Here is a 17075-nt window from a genome sequence, read left to right as displayed (position 1 = left end):
TCCCCCTATTTTGAAGATTTCTCTTCTTGAAGTTGATCTTCCGGTTCCTGTATTCCCGTTCCTTCGATAATCGTACTGATATCCCGCTTGAGTCCGTGCCAGTTTTTGTTTGTGTGGCCAGCCAGCAGGATTTTGCTGTCTTTTCTAATGATCCAGATGCGCCTGTGATTCCAGTATGCACCCTGAACGACTCCTATCATAAAAATGATGCCGCCTGCAAAAATAATCCCGAGAGTCAAATCTTTTCTGATTGTCAGGGCTGTAACATTCTTTGTTTCAATACCGGCAAATGCCATTTTATATTTATTTTCTCCCAATGGCTCCATGGTTTGTTTGATAGCTGCAAAACTGACCTCACCCTTTGGCTTATCAGGTGTGAACATCTTGAAAATAAAAGCCGGGTTGTTCGGAATTCTTGATTTGGTGAGAGGTTTGTCATTATCAAATTCAAAATCAGGAAAATAGCTCATAAGCTGTACGGAATAGCCCTTTGCAAGCTGATAGTTTTTCTTAGGATTATATAAATCTATTGTAATGGAACCAAAAGATTGTAACGTTTGTTTATCAATCAGCTTAAACGACATTTTGTTCAGCTCGCCAAGCTTATAATCCACCTGATAATATGAAAAATGATCATATGTCAGCGGATAATTGACCTTAATGCTGTAATCCTTAATTTTTTTCAGTTTTGCTTCTTCGCCTGGAAGGGAGCTTCCATCCTTTTTATAAAGGGTGACGTCAGATTGATAGTTTTTTGCAATGGTGCCTTTTTTATCAATGGCCTCCTTGAATTCCTTATCTTCTTTACTGTTTTTATCATAGGTTTCGAGTGTAAATTTCTTGTTATGTAGAAAATACTGGCCATTTGTCCCTGGAACTTCCTTTGTTTCTCCTTCTCTCAGCCACAGCACTTTATCTACATACATGCCAGGGACGGACCGGAGCATGGCCCCAATCAGGAAAACGATCAAACCAATATGGTTAATATATGGGCCCCAGCGTGCAAAACGGCCTTTTTCAGCCAGCAGGTTCCCATTTTCCTCCCGGACACGGTAATGCCTTTTTTTAAGTTTTTCCTTTGCTTCCTCCACGTTTAAATCGAGTCCGGCACCATCCGTTGTTCCAAAGACCCTCTGCCTTTTCAGGAAACCCTCATGCCTCGTAACCTTTTGGAGCTTCAGCGAGCGGTATAGCGGAAAGAACCGGTCTATGCTCGCAATTAATAGAGATATGCCGAGGGAACCTATTAAAATCATATACCACCAGGAGCTGTATAAATTGTTAAAGCCCAGCTGAAAATACAGTTTGCCAAACCAGCCGTATTCGTCGTGATAATAATCCAACGGATCCACATTAGTCGGTATGTACATTTCCTGAGGCAAAATGGTGCCCGCCGCGGATGCGATAAGGGTAATGATGATAAGTGTGACTCCCACCTTTACCGAAGAAAAAAAGTTCCAAATCTTATCAATGATTGTCTTATTATAGGTTTGTGAGCGCCTGGCACTGCCTTCATAACGCATATCGGCGAGTTTTTCGCCCGATTGCTTTTCGTCCAGCAGCCTTCCGCAGGATTCGCAGAGAATGGTTCCTTCGGGATTTTTATGCCCGCACTCGCATATCACATCTGCCATTTTGAAATCTCTCCCATGTTAAGGCTTGATTCTATCCATGAATTGCTGTATGTTAGCCTCTGTTAAACTTCCGGTAAACTTATCTATCACCCTTCCATTCTTATCTATGAGAAAAGTGATAGGCAAAGGGTCAATGCCATATGCTGCCTGAACTTCCCCGCCCTTATCAATAACCACCGGGAAGGTGAGCTGATGGCGGTCTATAAAGTCCTGGACCGCATAATGCGATTCACTGACATTTACAGCAAGCACTTGGACTCCTTTGTTCTTAAACTCTTTATATTGGCTATCTATGTATGGCATTTCATGTTCACAAGGCTTGCAGTACGTTCCCCAGAAGTTCAGGAACACGCCTTGCCCCTTATAGTCTGAAAGCTTATGTTTTTGGCCTTTCATATCCTTCAGCACAAAATCGGGAGCTTTTGAACCAACTTGGACAGAATCATTTTTATCTTTTGTTAAATTCGCATAAAGCGTAAATGCCAAAGCTCCGCCGAGCACAAGGAGGATTGCTGTTCTCAGTATCAATCTCCGCTTTTTCTTATCCACCGCACTACCCCCTGTTTGTTTCCTGATTGCTACTTCATTATAACATTTTACATATATTCCCCAATATTTTAATTATTGAAAATTGTGTGACAAAAAGAACAGGATTGATGAAATAAAAAATGTAAACGTTTTACCGAAATATTAAAGCGATGCCTTTTACTAGAATCTTTGGTAAAAGGCGTAAAATATATATCCCATTTGTAATTGAAAGATTCTTATGTAAAAAACATCGCTTATAGTTTCAGTTTCAGGTTTTATCTCTTTGTTTCGTTCAAGGCAAGCGCTCTAAGCTGCTTCACTTCATGATGTGTAAGCTCTCGTGCTTCACCGGCTGAAAGGCCCTGCAAGGTTAAAAAGCCAAATCTTTCCCTTTTCAGCTTTGTTACAGGATGGCCAATCGCTTCAAACATTCTCCGGACCTGCCGGTTTCTGCCTTCATGGATGGTGATTTCGATGATCGAAGTCTGTTTCTTCTTATCCACAGAAAGGACTTTAGTGCGGGCAGGAGCCGTTTTGCCATCTTCAAGCATGATTCCCCTGTCCAATTTCTTAAGGCTTTCCCTTAGAGGAATTCCTTTCACCTTTGCTACATATACCTTGTCCACCTCGTGTTTTGGGTGTGTCAGGATATTGGCGAATTCCCCGTCGTTTGTCAGAAGCAGCAGGCCTGATGTATCATAGTCAAGTCTTCCGATCGGGTAGATTCTTTCCTGAACTCCCGGAAAGAATTCTGTGACCACTTTTCTATTTTTATCATCCGCTACTGCAGAAATGACACCCCGGGGCTTATATAGCAGGAAGTAAACCGGAGCTTCTTTTTCAAGAGGCACCTCATTAACTTCTACTTTATCATTAGGGCCTACCTTAATTCCAAGTTCTTTTACCGTTTTTCCGTTCACTTTCACTCTTCCATCCAAAATTAGTTCTTCCGCTTTTCTTCTCGATGCAATTCCTGCATGAGCAATAACTTTTTGCAACCGTTCCATCTATCTTCACCTCATAAGTCATACTTGTGGCATTTTTTAAAAACTGCAGTTTACACGCAATCATACAATTATTGCACAATGCTCTTAAAAAACAAATGTTTTTTAGGGAATAACCGGGTTTCTTTTTTTATTCTTTCCTTGTGCCAGGAAATTGTTTCATACATTTTGACAATATGAGTGTATCACATAGCTGTCATTTCCCCACAAAAAAATTACCATGCAAAACCAGCACTGTATTTGTAATGCCATTTTCGTATAAAAAAAGACAAAAAAAAGAAGGAGATATCCTGGGATCGTTCAGATTATATGGAGAATACCTTAAACTTTGCTGTTCTAGAAAAAGGTGGTTGATTTCCGCTCCAGGATTGCTCCCTTTCCGCGGGGCGGCCGTTGAGTCTCCTAGGCTTCGCCTGCGGGGTCTCACCTGTTCCGCTATTCTAAGCAGGAGTCTCTCACCTTACGCTCCAATCAACCTGACTTAACAATGGGATCGGCTCACAAAATATAAAAAAATCAATCTTTAAGAAAAGCATTAGGTTTATGGTTTTGAATAAATACATTGATATAAAAAATACGAAAGACCAAATCATATGCGATTTGGTCTTAAAAATTGATATGTTATTCTCCTGTTTATCAACAAGCTTCCTGCTTTTTCATTATTTTGTTCCGAAGACCCATGTTACTACCGCTATGGCCGCAGCAATTCCAACTAAATCTGCTAAAAGGCCCACTTTGACGGCATCGCCCATTTTCTTGATGCCGACAGCACCAAAATAAACAGTTAACACATAAAAAGTCGTGTCTGTGCTTCCCTGAATGGTGGCGGCTAACCTCCCTATAAATGAGTCTGGCCCATAAACAGAAATTAAGTCGCTCGTCATTCCGAGAGCCGCCGTTCCTGACAGAGGCCGGATAATGGCCAACGGAACAATTTCTGCCGGAACATGAATGATACTTAAAACAGGTTTCATAAACCCTACAACATAATCAAGCGCACCCGATGCCCGAAAAACTGAAATCGCCACAAGCATGCCCACTAAAAAAGGAATAATGGAAAAGGATATCTGTATGCCTTCCTTTCCTCCTTCAACGAAAGCTTCATATGTCGGGACTTTTTTGAAGGTTCCGTATAGCAGAATGCCGCCGATTAATATGGGAATCATCCAAATCGAAATCACTGTCATCCAATGCATCTACTTCACCCCATTGCGTTTTCTCTTCCTGTAATAATACTTGTCAATCATGATCGCTCCCGCTGCTGAAATGGCTGTAGCAATGATTGTCGGAAAAACAATGTCGGTAGGGGACGCAGAGTTGAAATTCATCCTGATGGCTATTACGGTTGTCGGTATCAGCGTAATGCTCGAGGTGTTGATTGCCAAAAAGGTAATCATGGACCTGCTCGCTTCCGGCCTGCCTCCATTTAATTCTTTTAGCTGTTCCATTGCTTTTATTCCAAGAGGTGTTGCCGCATTTCCAAGTCCAAAGAAATTCGCCATCATATTGGAAAGGATATACCCCATCGCAGGATGGCCTGCTGGCACTTCGGGAAACAAAAATTGCACAAAAGGCTTAAAAAGGCGCGACAATTTATTCAGCAGGCCAGAGTCCTCGGCAATCTTCATTAACCCAAGCCAAAACACCAGGATGCTCATCAATCCAAGACTTAAGGTAACCGCTTCTTTTGCACTTTTAAATAATGCTTCATTCACCTCATCCATCGTGCCATTAATCATGGCAAACAGAATGCCGCAAACTGTCAGGCCCACCCAAATGTAGTTAACCATGATGGCTGATCCCAAGGAAGGACTTTAACAGGTCGAGCCATGATGCCTGAAAGGATTGCTGCTTAAATGCTTCCTGATGCTTTCCGTAAAAAATGGAACGCACCCCAATGACCCTTCCATCCAGGTAAATCACTGCTTTTCCGACGATTTCAGGTATATTCTTTTTATCCTCCCAGCTCTTTTGAGGCTTTAACATTTTCATTTCTACCGTGATTTTATCATGTTCTTTTTTCAGCAGAGGATAGGTAAAGCTGTTTCTGTAATAGATATTACCTTTGTAAGGCTTTGCTTTCACACCGGTAATTTCTCCTTTAGAAAGGATCTCTGCAGGCTTATACGTACTGTATGAGGACTCATACATATGGATATGGTCATTCCAGTCATCAGGTCCATTCAGGGTTACTGCAACAAGGTGAAGCCCATTCTTTGAGGCCGTTGTCACAAGTGTCCGTTTAGCAAGCTTTGTATAGCCTGTTTTCCCTCCAGTACAGTATTCATATAACTGGGTTAAAAGCTTATTTTTATTTTTCCAGACATAATCCCAGGTTTCCATGGAATTGCGGGCTTTGTGGATTTTCGTTCCTGCAATTTTTTTATATGTGCTATTTTGCATGGCATATCTGGTCAGAAGAGCCATGTCATAAGCAGAAGAATAATGGTCCTTTGTGTTATCAAGGCCATGGGGATTAGTAAAATGGCTGTCTTTCATACCGATTTCTTCCGCTTTTTGATTCATCATCCAGACAAACCCGTCAAGGCTTCCACCCACCTCTTCAGCAATGGCTACAGCAGCATCATTGCCGGAACGCAGCATCAGTCCATAAACAAGATCCCGCAATTTAATTTTTTCTCCGTATTTAAGATACAGAGAGGAGCCTTCTGTTCCAACGGCATTGTCCGACACCGTCACTGTTTTATTCATTTTTCCGGATTCGACGGCCAATATGGCTGTCATAATTTTTGTAATGCTTGCGATGCGGCTCTTTTCATGTGCGTTTTTTTCAAATAATACTCGTCCGCTTTCCTGGTCCATCAATATGGCACTGTGGGCCGTCACTCCTGAAGCTGCTTTTGGCTGAAGCGGATAGAATGACAGAAACAGCACTGCAGCAAGTAAGACTGGCAGGCATCTATTAAGAAAACGCATATTTTCCCCTCGTCCCATTATGGTTTAGTACAAGTGTATGCAAAGGAAGATGGGATATGAATAAAACAGGTCATTTTAAAAGGTCACCAGCTGAATATGGAGATCCTGCAGGCTTCTGTCTTACCTCCATTCTGCAGAGAGCAAAAAAAGAAAGGCTGTTTTCGTAAACTTTGTTGCTATGGAACAAGGGGGTGATTCCGCTACAGGATGCTCCGCTTACCGCGGGGCGTGCGCTGATCCTCCTCGACTTGCGTCTGCGGGTCTCATCTGTCACGCTAATCCCGCTGGAGTCTTCGCACCTCTCGCTCCAATCAACCTGCTTTAACAATAGATTTGCCTCGAAAACTTATTAAATAACAACAACCTTAAGAAAAGAGCCAAAAGAAAAGAGGATGTTTCCAAAAGGCCAATGAATTATGGCCTTTCAGGAACACCCTCTTCGTCATTTGTTATTTAGATTGAAGCATTTTTGTCCGGTAATCTGTTTCATAGAATTCCAGGTCTTCACGCACAGACTGAAATTCCTTTTCCAGGTTTCTGAAGATTCCTGATATGCTCTCAGGTACCCCGCTATGGAATTTAATTGAGTTTTTTCCTGTATACGCTGAACGGCTGTCTTCAAACCAGCAATCGGATTTAGGAGAAAAGAATTCATCCACACATTGGTGGTAAATTTTATAAAGTGTTTTTTCAGCAGCCGCTTTATGAAAAATTTCATTTTTAAGGACGATTTGGCAGGCTTCCAGTCCATCTTCACAGTGAACAAGCAGCCTCCTTACATTGGAAATGACTCTTTTATAATACCTTTCGTCCCCGGCACTCTCCTGCTTAAGGCTTGAAAGAGTGGTTTCATTCAGAAAGTTTTCAAGCTTTGCAACAGTACCCTCCAAAAAAACACTAACATCCTCAAGCTGAGATTTTACAATTAAATTCCCCAACCGTGCACCCTCCTCATATTTTAACAGATTTTCATTCTGCATCATCTCATAGAATTTCGTATTGACTTCCATTGGAAAGTGCGATAAATATCTTTTGCAAAAGGTGAAAGTCAGCAGTTTTGAAATACCCGAAAAAATCCTCTTCCGAATTCACGTACACTCTTTTTCGCTCCTTGAATCCCCGATCAGCCATCAGGCAGACAAGTGCAGCGATATCCGAGAGACAGACATCGCGGCCGGAACATCGAAACAGCGGATTGGCCTTGTAAGGAGTATGTTTTTCCATTAATTCATCAAAGTAACGAAGGTACAAAACAGTAAGTGTTTTTTCAGCTCCGCCTTCTATGTATCTTACGGCCGACCTGTTAAAAAATTCCTCAGGCGAGTTGGATTTTTCCTTTTCGAGCTCATATCCCTGGCATTCCAATATATTCAAAGACTTCCCTCCTGACTGCAAGGTATCTATATGAATAGTATATTATCACAATTATCAAAAATCTGTCATGCACCATTTGCAGCCGAGAGTTTAATTCTGCTCTATATTATCCTGGAATTTCCCGAAGAACAGATCGGCTTCACCCATATCATTCTCTTCACCTTGAGAATCAGCAAGCGGCGGAAGCTCCTCAAGCGATTTCAATCCGAAATAATCCAAAAATTCCTTTGTTGTGCCATACAAAAATGCCCTTCCCGGCCCATCGGCACGGCCGACTTCTTTTATCAGGACTTTTGAAACAAGGGTCTGCAGCGGACGTTCTGTCTTAACACCCCTGATTTCTTCAATCTCAGCCCTCGTCAGCGGCTGCTTATAAGCAATGATAGCCAGTGTTTCCAGTGCAGCCTGTGTAAGCCCCTGCGTCCCCGACGTTTCAACAAGTTTTTTCAGGTAATCGGCATGTTCTTTTTTAGTAGCCAGCTGAAACACCCCTCCCATCTCAGCAAGCTGTATTCCTCTCTCTTCTGAATCGTATGTTTCTCTTAAGTCTTCAATGACATTTGCAGCTTCCATCTCCGTAATATCCAGAACAGAAGAAATCTGTTTTAAGGACAAACCGTCATCTCCTGCTGCAAATAACAGGGCTTCTAAACTGCCCTTCCAATTGTTACCCTCCAACTGCTGCACCTTCCTTAGCTGCTACAAAAATTTCCGAGAAATTCCCGTCTTGCTCTACCATAATTTCATTCATTTTCATCAATTCCAGAACCGCAAGGAACGTTACAACAATATGTCCCTTTTCCCGAAAAGGAAAAAGATCAAAAAAGCTTCTTCTCCCGATAAAATTCTTCAGATCATACAGAATTTCATCCATCCTTTTTTCAATGGAAATTTCCTGTCTGGTTATTTTTGTATAAATCGGCTTTTGTATCTTCTGCCTGCGGAGCAGTTTTTGCAGGGCGCCCAGCATATCGTACAGGCTTACATTCAAATCCTCCCGCTTCTGCTCCGTTTCTTTGGCCAAATCAGACAAATCTGCCGGAGGGCGTGTAAAAACCATGCCCCGTTCTTCTTCAAGTGTCTTAAATTCCTTTGCTGCCTGTTTGAACTTCCGGTATTCAAGCAGCTGTTCAACAAGTTCGTCCCGTGGATCTTCTTCAAAGGAAGCACCATCTTCATCAAATACCGCTTCGTCCTCATGCTTGGGAAGAAGCATTTTGCTTTTTATCGCCAGCAATGTTGCAGCCATTACCAGATATTCACTTGCGATATCCAGTTCAAGATCCTTCATTGCGTGAATATAGCCCACATACTGGTCTGTAATTTCAGACATCGGAATATCATAAATATCTATCTCAAGCCGGTTGATCAAATGAAGAAGCAAGTCCATAGGACCTTCAAATGCATCAATTTTAATGTTGTAGCCCATAGTAAAAACCCCGCAATATCATGATTGGTTACTGCCCTATTTAAACGGGCTGAATGCTCCCGGTTCAAAGGAGAGTCTAAAGAAGTCTAAGCGGGTAAAACTGCCCGTCGAAAACACATTTCGTTCACCTATCCATCATAGGGGAAGCCCGCCATGACAGAAGGATATTTTCTATAAAAACCCTTATCCCGCTATCCTTAAGTATAGTAGATTAACGGGGTTTGTCCAACAAGATTCTTTCACTGCAGCTGCTCCTCTGTATGAGAAATTTTTTCTGATTGGGCAGCCGCCCAAACACATTCGCCTACAATTTCATACTCTGAACATGTAAAGAAGGAAAATTCCAGGGAGGTACTTTACATGGGGGGATAAAGGACATTGCATGAAGCAGACAATTGTTTCCTGCACGGTTTTCATCCTAAGAAATTGCGCTTCCTGGTTCTTCGGGCGGCATTGCTGCCATCCGAAGAAGGAGAGCTGATTGCCATGCAATCGGCTCTTTATCTTGTTCTGCACCCTTTCAATGTTTGTACAAACACATCCTGTGCTACAATATCTCATATGACGACGAAAAGGAGGTGCCGCGTGAGCTATCCACAAGAGTATGTTACATATCTGGTTCATTTTCACGGAGACAGAGATTATTTCGAATGCCATGAAATCCTTGAAGAATATTGGAAAAAGACTTCTCCAGGGGATAAACAGTCCCATTGGGTAGGCTTCATTCAGCTTGCAGTAGCACTTTACCATCAGCGCAGAGGAAACGGAAAAGGCGCCCTGAAGACACTTCAAAAATCTTTGAATATCTTACAGTGCAAAAAAACTGAAACACTTAACCTCGGATTAAATTACAGCATGCTCATGCAATTATTATCAGAGCTTCATGAACGCCTGCTCCAAGGCAAGCCGTATGAACACTTTATCCTTCCGATTTCCGATCCGGGTCTGATAAAGGAATGTGAAGCCTTGTGCCTGAGCAAGGGTCTTGCCTGGTGTTCTGACAGTCTGCTCCATGACCCATTTTTAGTCAATAAACATTCATTAAGGGACCGTTCGGAGGTTATCGAAGAAAGAGCCAGGATCCTAAGCATGAAAAATGCCGGCAGATAAGGGCCTCCTCGTGTTTTTCTGCCCTGCAGCCCGGAAAAACAGGCATAGCATGCAAAAAGACCTTATTCCCCGAAAGGAATAAGGTCAGGCGTCATGAAGCATCACATTTTTCAAAAAACCCCGCAGTCAGTTCGTTAGGCTTTAATTCCTTATCTGCAAACATTTCTTTCAGTGCCTTCACCATTGCTTTCCCAACGCCCTGGTGCCTAAAAGCCGGGTTGACTGATATATGCTCAATTTGGATGATTCCTTCTTGGGCAAGATTAATTCCGATCAGCCCGATGATTTCTTCATCCTTCCATAAAAACAGCTGCTTATCTTCATTGCCTTCATAGTCTTTCATCGTCTGCTGCAGATTCTTAATATCTTTTTCATTCGGCATAAATGATAATAAGCCCATTGCAAACTTCTCAAAACTTTTCTTATATTTGATTAACATATGATCCCTCGTTACTAGAACGTAGTTTTTTATTAAGGCTTTGTTAATTTTGCCCGCTGATTTCCGCGTGGCGCCGGCATTCCGGGCAAGCCAGAACGCTCCGCAGCTTTCCGCATGAAGCCAGCAAATCAGCTCCAGTTTCAAATTGGCCAAAAATCAACTAGAGCTTTAACAGAGCTTATTTAAAAATAATTTAATGATCTTATACATCATACATAAAAATCGTGTCCGTTTCAACCCGTCCCGCACGCTAGGCTATTAAAACGCTTTCTTTTTTTATTTTTTCGGATTCACCGGGTTTATTCCCGCTGCAGAGTCTTATCATGCAAGTGACAGCAAGGATCAATCATTAATGGTGTTATTGCCCGGTTTTAGGCTGAAACCGATGCCCGTGCAGCATGGTAATATGACCTGAATTTCCGGACAGTTTTTAACTGTTACACATCGCTCTTATTTGCTATGAGTTTATTTACATTCAAAGCCCTCTATATTCTACTATAATACTTCACATTATGACAAATCGCCCTTAGGTCCCCTTCAGCGCGGCAGACATCCGCTCCTTTTCGCTTTTTTTTTGAAACTTTATCATTTTGTGATTATACTATTCTATAGAAAAGATTTATTTCCTGTAACAGGGTTCTTTTCCATAAAGATGGTCCAGATGATTAAGGAGGAAAATATGAAAATCAGAATTTCAAAAAAATGGGCAGTTTTGACCCTTATACTATGCTTGCTGCTTCCGCTGAGAGCCTTTGCTGATGCTGCAGTCGGTGACATGACCGTTACGCTCGGGGAGAATTTAACAGAAGAGCAAAAACAGATGATATTGTCAGAAATGAAGGCACCGCAGGGAACAGATATCCTGACTGTCACGAACAAAGAAGAGCATGACTATCTTGGCGATTATATTCCAAGCCGCTTAATCGGCACTAAAGCAATATCGTCTTCTGCCATCACACTTGAGAAGGCCGGAACCGGACTTAAGGTACAAAGCAAAAATATTAACTGGGTTACAGAAGAAATGTACATTAACGCGCTTGCCACAGCCGGAGTAAAAGATGCATCCGTCTATGTGACCGCTCCTATCCCTGTATCGGGAACAGCCGCATTGACCGGTGTAATTAAAGCTTACGAGCTCTCTTCAAACAAAACCATTCCGGAAGACGTCAAAAAGGCGGCCAACGAAGAAATGGTGAAAACGGCACAGCTTGGCGACAAAATTGGCTCTGATAAGGCCTCTGCCCTAATGACTAAAATTAAGGAAGAAATGGCAAAGAATCCTCCAAAAACAGAGGATGACATCAAAAGCATCATTAAAAAAGCGGCAGATGATCTCGGCATCAAGCTGACAGACGAACAGCTTCAGAGTTTAACCGACTTGTTCAACAAACTAAAGGACTTGAACATTAACTGGAACTCTGTTGGAGATCAATTAACAAAAGCCAAGGAAAAACTGACAACCTTTTTAAAATCCGACGAAGGCCAGTCCTTTCTTGATAAGTTAAAAGATTTTTTCAGCAGCCTGATTGATGCAATAAAATCACTATTTTCATGATAATGAATCAATAAGCGGAAGGTCAGATCCCGCTTTCTAACAAAGGAGATACGGGATGTGGCCATTCCGTATCTCCTTTTGGTTTTTTATGTTTTAACAACCTCGGCAGGTTTTTTTGTTTAAAGATTAAGCTTATCAATTTGCTCAAAAATTCTAGAATAAACATCCCCGATATTTTCATCCGTCATTTCATCATTATACAAACCATATCCCCAACATTGTACTGTATCATTGTCTTTTAATGCTTGAATACCCACAGCATATTCTAAACCTGGTCTCCAGTTCCAGGATTTGTTGTATGCTATATCTTTTTTAATAAAAGGAATATAATTATAAGTTCCTATAAAAGAAAGGGATAGCTGATCTTAAATAAACATCTGTATATTTACTTTCAGCCGCTTTATAATGGTTGTTTTTCGCAATAAAAACCGCATCATATGACTTCAATTTTCCAATTGTCATTTCATCAAAAGAAATTTTTGTGAATCTCACTTGCTCCTCTTTTACTTCTGGCGGCTCTCCAACAACTGCTATTCTGAGAGAATTGCCATTATACGGCTTGAAATCAGGGGTTGAAGCACAAGCGGTCAGTGCTGCTGTTAGAATTACCAGGATAAGTAAATATTTTAGTCTACGCATATGCCCGCTCCGCCTTAAAGAATTTACTGCAGGTTTAAAAGCAGGATAAAAATATATTTTACGGTGTTAGATCATTAGTTTAAGATACATTTTTCAGTGCTTGAACTGGAAATTCACTTTGTTATGTAAGCTCACCGTTCTCTATTTTTATCATGCCGGCATTATCCTCTTATCATTAAGGTTCTTTTCTTAAAAAATGTTGTTTATTAATGAGATTTGTGAGGAAATCACATAAAATGTAATAACTTTCCATCTGTTTACTTCTAAAATATTACAATTAATAACTTAACTTGTAAATGAAGAATCGACAATATTTCCTGGCTTTTGAACAATATATTAAATTTTTTAATATTAGTTCATTTATTTTAAATTGTCTAGATGGAATATTCAGTAATATAGATTGTGTGACCTGCAGCATAGTTGCCGGCTAATCCAGCTGATATGAAGGATTCTCAAGGTTTTTTAGAATAAACTCAAAGCTTAGCTTCACAATAGAGCAAATGGTCATTCATTTACTTTTTCTGAAAGAATCGGGTTCAGTATTTTCCAGTTAAAAGGATAATTGATTCTAATACACAATGAATTCGGGCCAAATCCTCTTACATTAGAGCGAATTCCAGCCCCATTTGAGCCAATTTTCAAGTAATTCGAGCCAAATAGGAACTCACACTCCAAAAAACTCCAAATCAAAAAGGGATTACAGAATGTTCACATTCCGTAATCCCTTTTTCGGTTTTATTTAATTTTTCACTTTTTCATGCAGTGTAAGGTCCAAGCGGATAAGATCTTCGAAGGTTTCCCTTTTAACTACTAACCGCGCTTCGCCTTTTTCCGCAAATACGACGGCAGGCCTCGGGATGCGGTTATAGTTATTTGACATAGAATACCCGTAGGCTCCTGTGCAAAATACGGCTAATATATCTCCTCGCCCTGCTATTGGAAGAGGAAGATCCCAAATCAGCATATCGCCGCTTTCACAGCATTTCCCTGCAATCGAAACGGTTTCCTCCACCTTATCAAGCGGCCTGTTGGCCAAAACAGCATCATACTTTGCATCATAAAGGGCAGGACGGATATTGTCGCTCATGCCCCCGTCCACTGCCAGGTATTTTCTCACATTCGGCACTTCTTTTTCAGAGCCGACTTTATAAAGTGTAATTCCGGCATCCCCGACAAGCGAACGGCCAGGCTCAATCCAAATTTCAGGCATGCTGATGCCTGAGCCGCCAAGCTCGGCCTGGACTTCATTCACGATGGCCTCCACATATTGAGAAGCAGGAAGCGGTTCATCTTCATCTGTATAGCGAATTCCAAATCCGCCGCCCAAATTCAATACCTCAGGATGGAAGTTCAGTGTTTGGTGCCAGACTTTCAGCTGGCCGATTATTTTTCTTGCAGCCAGTATAAAACCCGTTGTTTCGAAGATTTGTGAGCCAATATGGCAATGCAGTCCAAGAACATTGATCCAGCTGCTTTTCATAGCCTGGATAAGTGCCTTCTGTGCCTGTCCGTTCAGTAAATCGAAACCAAATTTAGAATCCTCCTGGCCTGTAAGGATATAATCGTGTGTATGTGCCTCAATTCCTGGAGTAACACGGAGAAGGATCTCTACCTTTTGTTTTTTCGTTCTGCAGATTTCCTCAAGCAGCTCCAATTCTGAAAAATTATCAACAACAATACAGCCAATTTTATAATCCAGTGCCATATTCAGCTCATCTTCACTTTTATTGTTTCCATGAAAATGAATTCTTTCAGCAGGGAAATCTGCTTTAATGGCTGTATATAATTCTCCGGCGGATACCACATCCAGCGACAGGCCCTCTTCTTCTGCCAGCTGTATCATCGCTATGGTAGAAAACGCTTTGCTTGCATAAGCTACCTGAGCCCTGATTCCAAGCTTGTCAAAGGTACGCTTAAAACCCCTCGCTCTTTCGCGGATCATAGCTACATCATAGACATATAGCGGTGTGCCAAATTTCTCTGCAAGTTCAATCGTATCCACTCCGCCTATTTCAAGATGTCCTCTATCATTCACACTTCCCGTTCCATTCAATTGCATGTTCCCCTCTCCTTTCCTTACAATCAGGAGCCTCTCTTTATATGACAAACAGCAGGGGCGGGCATATTGTCGAACTTCTATGAACGGGGTTTTCATCTGCCGCTCATTTTAATTAAACAAATCAAACTTATACAGGCAAAGCTTTCACCGGAATATAATATTGCCGCACTGCCTGCTTTGCATTATGTCCGCATAACGCTATTTAGAAACGGCTCATGCTGTGTTCATGTATTTTTAGTATTTTAACGCTTTGTCTTATTAAAATAAAGTATCATAACTTTCTCACAACATCAACCAAATTCAGGATTTGGGCTGCCTGTATTTATCTCCAGGGTGAACGATGCTCGGCCGTATTGTAGAGCCAGGAATCGGTCTTCTTAATAAAATATGCGTTAAGGCTTTAGGGCGAAACGGGATAAAAGGCCATAAATAAGGAGTACTGAGCGCTTTCACTCTTACAAGAAACAAGAGGAATATAGTAAAGCCCACTACAAATCCGGGTACATGGAAAATCGCTACAAGAACCAGTATGAAAAGGCGTGAGATTTTATTAGCTACACCCAATTCCAGGCTTGGGGTCAGAAACGTTCCAATTGCTGCAATTGAGACATATAGTATGACTTCCGGAACAAATAAGCCCACACTGATGGCAATTTGCCCGATAAGGACCGCTGCAATCAAGCCCATTGCTGTCGAAAGAGGTGTCGGTGTATGAATGGCAGCCATCCTCAAGAATTCTATCCCTATATCCGCCAAAAAAATCTGGACGATAATGGGGATATGCGTATGCTTATTGGGACCTATGAAGCCAAGCTGGTCAGGAAGCAGTGAAGGCTCCTGCACAAAAACGAACCACAGCGGCAAAAGAAACAGTGAGGCAATGATGCCGATAAAGCGGACCCACCTGACTAAAGTCCCTACCGCAGGAGATTGCCTGTATTCTTCAGCATGCTGCATGTGATGGAACATGGTAGTTGGGGCAATGATGACACTTGGAGACGTATCCACGATAATGATGACATGTCCCTCCAAAAGATGTGCAGCCGCTACATCCGCTCTTTCTGTATACCTGATGAGCGGATATGGATTGTACCCCTGTTTGACAATGAATTCTTCTATCGTTTTATCAGCCATCGTAATTCCGTCTATTTTTATACTATCTATTTCCTTCCGGATCACATCCACAAGATCTGGATCTGCCAGTCCTTCGATATAGCCGATTGAAATATCCGTCCTGGAACGCTCGCCGACATGGTGCATTTCCAGCCGGAGTCTTTCGTCCCGGATTCTCCTTCTCGTCAATGCCGTATTAAGGATAATGTTTTCTACATATCCGTCACGCGAGCCGCGGATAACCTTTTCAGTGTCAGGCTCCATCGGCTGCCTGCCAGGATAGCTCCTGACATCAACAACAAGTCCCTTTGAGCTCCCGTCCACCAATATAACGATTAAACCGGAAAGAACCTGGAAAATCAGCTGTTCCATGTCATCAATTTCTGCTACAGACTGATTGACAATCCTGTTCTTAACGATTTCAAATACCTTAGATGTATTCCGTTCCCGGTCATTCAGCCCGACAAGGACCTCGAGTATCTCTATAATAAATCGGGTATCACAAAGCCCATTTACATAGTACAGCTGTATTTCTTTATTGAGTACGATAAATTTCCTTACACCAAGATCGAAGCTCTTTCCAAGTCCTACATGGTCTTTCATATATTGTTCAGCTTCCGAAACCTTCTGGGGAATCGGGATGATTTTCTTTTTTTCCGACACCAATAAAACCGCTCCTTTCCAAGATGATTTGTACTGCCAGCAGGGTAATAGGCGATCCAATACGGTAGTCGTCTTTTTTTGCCATTTTCCCTATGTCACCGATACCAATCACGATGGGGGCGTTCAGCTGATCAATGCAATAAACAGTATCTCCTGCAATGATTCCGGTCTCAAATTCTATCGCTCCAAATTTATCTACACCATTTGGAGTTAGATTTCCGTCCCGGTCAATGCAAACGTCCACCCTTGTCCATTCCTCGTGTCTTGTTTTTGAAGCAACAGCAATAATCCCAAGTACTTCTATATCGGAATGGGAGGCAACATAGCGCATGCATGTTTCCCCCGGACCTTCCCCGACGAGGCCGCTGTCGTCGAACATGACAAGGACAGGATCATTCGCTGCTTTTTTTATTAGCCTGACAGCATCCGGGCCTGAAAGGTGAGACGGGTTGCCATGCGAAAGTGAAATGCAGCGCCCTCCTACTTCCATGGCAGCAAGCTCCACTGCCCTCCTGGCATATTCGTCTCCATCTGTAATTAAAATGACCTTCCTTTTGATTGCCATTAGAATGTCCCTTTCAGTTTAAGAAT

General features: G+C 41.9%; 18 protein-coding genes. 2 read left to right on the top strand and 16 right to left on the bottom strand.

Annotation, left to right across the window (positions count from 1 at the left end):
• Positions 1-5: 5 nt before the first annotated feature.
• The 10 genes from BM126_RS09660 to BM126_RS09615 form a co-directional block, all read right to left on the bottom strand.
• A complete protein-coding gene (locus tag BM126_RS09660; RefSeq protein ID WP_090989295.1) occupies positions 6-1634 on the bottom strand; it encodes a cytochrome c biogenesis protein ResB in 1629 nt (542 codons plus the stop codon).
• An 18-nt stretch (positions 1635-1652) separates the two neighbouring features.
• Positions 1653-2183, bottom strand: coding sequence for a thiol-disulfide oxidoreductase ResA (gene resA / locus BM126_RS09655; protein WP_071350388.1), 531 nt, complete (start codon positions 2181-2183; stop codon positions 1653-1655).
• Positions 2184-2437: 254 nt separating this feature from the next.
• Positions 2438-3169 carry a 23S rRNA pseudouridine(2605) synthase RluB gene (rluB, locus tag BM126_RS09650; protein WP_090989294.1) on the bottom strand — a complete coding sequence of 244 codons (732 nt, stop codon included), beginning with the start codon at positions 3167-3169 and terminating at the stop codon, positions 2438-2440.
• Between the two features lie 656 nt (positions 3170-3825).
• Positions 3826-4362 carry a spore maturation protein gene (locus BM126_RS09645; RefSeq protein ID WP_090989293.1) on the bottom strand — a complete coding sequence of 179 codons (537 nt, stop codon included), beginning with the start codon at positions 4360-4362 and terminating at the stop codon, positions 3826-3828.
• Positions 4363-4956: a nucleoside recognition domain-containing protein gene (locus BM126_RS09640; protein WP_090989292.1), complete on the bottom strand. Its 594-nt coding sequence runs from the start codon at positions 4954-4956 to the stop codon at positions 4363-4365.
• On the bottom strand, positions 4949-6103 hold the full coding sequence (locus BM126_RS09635; protein ID WP_090989291.1) for a D-alanyl-D-alanine carboxypeptidase family protein: 1155 nt from the start codon (positions 6101-6103) through the stop codon (positions 4949-4951). Before BM126_RS09635 ends, BM126_RS09640 begins: the two co-directional genes overlap by 8 nt.
• A 449-nt stretch (positions 6104-6552) precedes the next feature.
• Positions 6553-7041 carry a YpuI family protein gene (locus BM126_RS09630; protein WP_090989290.1) on the bottom strand — a complete coding sequence of 163 codons (489 nt, stop codon included), beginning with the start codon at positions 7039-7041 and terminating at the stop codon, positions 6553-6555.
• 46 nt (positions 7042-7087) lie between these two features.
• Entirely contained in the window at positions 7088-7477 is a 390-nt protein-coding gene (locus tag BM126_RS09625; protein WP_090989289.1) for a hypothetical protein, read from the bottom strand.
• 90 nt (positions 7478-7567) lie between these two features.
• Positions 7568-8155 carry an SMC-Scp complex subunit ScpB gene (gene scpB / locus BM126_RS09620; protein WP_090989288.1) on the bottom strand — a complete coding sequence of 196 codons (588 nt, stop codon included), beginning with the start codon at positions 8153-8155 and terminating at the stop codon, positions 7568-7570.
• Complete coding sequence (locus tag BM126_RS09615) at positions 8145-8906, bottom strand: segregation/condensation protein A (RefSeq protein ID WP_071350398.1); 762 nt, start codon at positions 8904-8906, stop codon at positions 8145-8147. The genes scpB and BM126_RS09615 overlap by 11 nt, the downstream gene beginning before the upstream one ends.
• Before the next feature lie 585 nt (positions 8907-9491).
• On the opposite strand from BM126_RS09615, the gene BM126_RS09610 reads away from it, so the two are divergent.
• A complete protein-coding gene (locus BM126_RS09610) occupies positions 9492-10016 on the top strand; it encodes a DUF309 domain-containing protein (protein WP_256213041.1) in 525 nt (174 codons plus the stop codon).
• Between the two features lie 91 nt (positions 10017-10107).
• Here the strand turns inward: BM126_RS09610 and BM126_RS09605 are convergent, their stop codons facing one another.
• Positions 10108-10455 carry a GNAT family N-acetyltransferase gene (locus tag BM126_RS09605; RefSeq protein ID WP_071350433.1) on the bottom strand — a complete coding sequence of 116 codons (348 nt, stop codon included), beginning with the start codon at positions 10453-10455 and terminating at the stop codon, positions 10108-10110.
• A 679-nt stretch (positions 10456-11134) separates the two neighbouring features.
• Here BM126_RS09605 and BM126_RS09600 point away from each other — a divergent pair.
• Positions 11135-12010 (top strand): DUF1002 domain-containing protein, encoded by an 876-nt coding sequence (locus tag BM126_RS09600; RefSeq protein ID WP_071350399.1) that lies wholly within the window; start codon positions 11135-11137, stop codon positions 12008-12010.
• A 119-nt stretch (positions 12011-12129) separates the two neighbouring features.
• On the opposite strand, the gene BM126_RS22820 is transcribed toward BM126_RS09600, so the two are convergent.
• The 5 genes from BM126_RS22820 to BM126_RS09575 all read right to left on the bottom strand — a co-directional run bounded on the left by BM126_RS22820 (position 12130) and on the right by BM126_RS09575 (position 17049).
• Entirely contained in the window at positions 12130-12267 is a 138-nt protein-coding gene (locus tag BM126_RS22820) for a hypothetical protein (protein ID WP_256213040.1), read from the bottom strand.
• Between the two features lie 73 nt (positions 12268-12340).
• A complete protein-coding gene (locus tag BM126_RS22815) occupies positions 12341-12649 on the bottom strand; it encodes a hypothetical protein (protein ID WP_256213039.1) in 309 nt (102 codons plus the stop codon).
• A gap of 739 nt (positions 12650-13388) precedes the next feature.
• Positions 13389-14708, bottom strand: a complete 1320-nt coding sequence (gene lysA / locus BM126_RS09590) for a diaminopimelate decarboxylase (RefSeq protein WP_090989287.1) — start codon at positions 14706-14708, stop codon at positions 13389-13391.
• Between the two features lie 300 nt (positions 14709-15008).
• Positions 15009-16487 (bottom strand): spore germination protein, encoded by a 1479-nt coding sequence (locus tag BM126_RS09580; RefSeq protein ID WP_177201378.1) that lies wholly within the window; start codon positions 16485-16487, stop codon positions 15009-15011.
• Entirely contained in the window at positions 16432-17049 is a 618-nt protein-coding gene (locus BM126_RS09575) for a stage V sporulation protein SpoVABEA (RefSeq protein WP_090989285.1), read from the bottom strand. The genes BM126_RS09580 and BM126_RS09575 overlap by 56 nt, the downstream gene beginning before the upstream one ends.
• Positions 17050-17075: the final 26 nt, after the last annotated feature.

Source organism: Bacillus sp. OV322, from assembly GCF_900112495.1.
GTDB lineage: Bacteria > Bacillota > Bacilli > Bacillales > DSM-1321 > Peribacillus.
The sequence above is the reverse complement of the archived record's forward strand: the minus strand, read 5'-3'. Positions and strand labels throughout refer to the sequence as shown.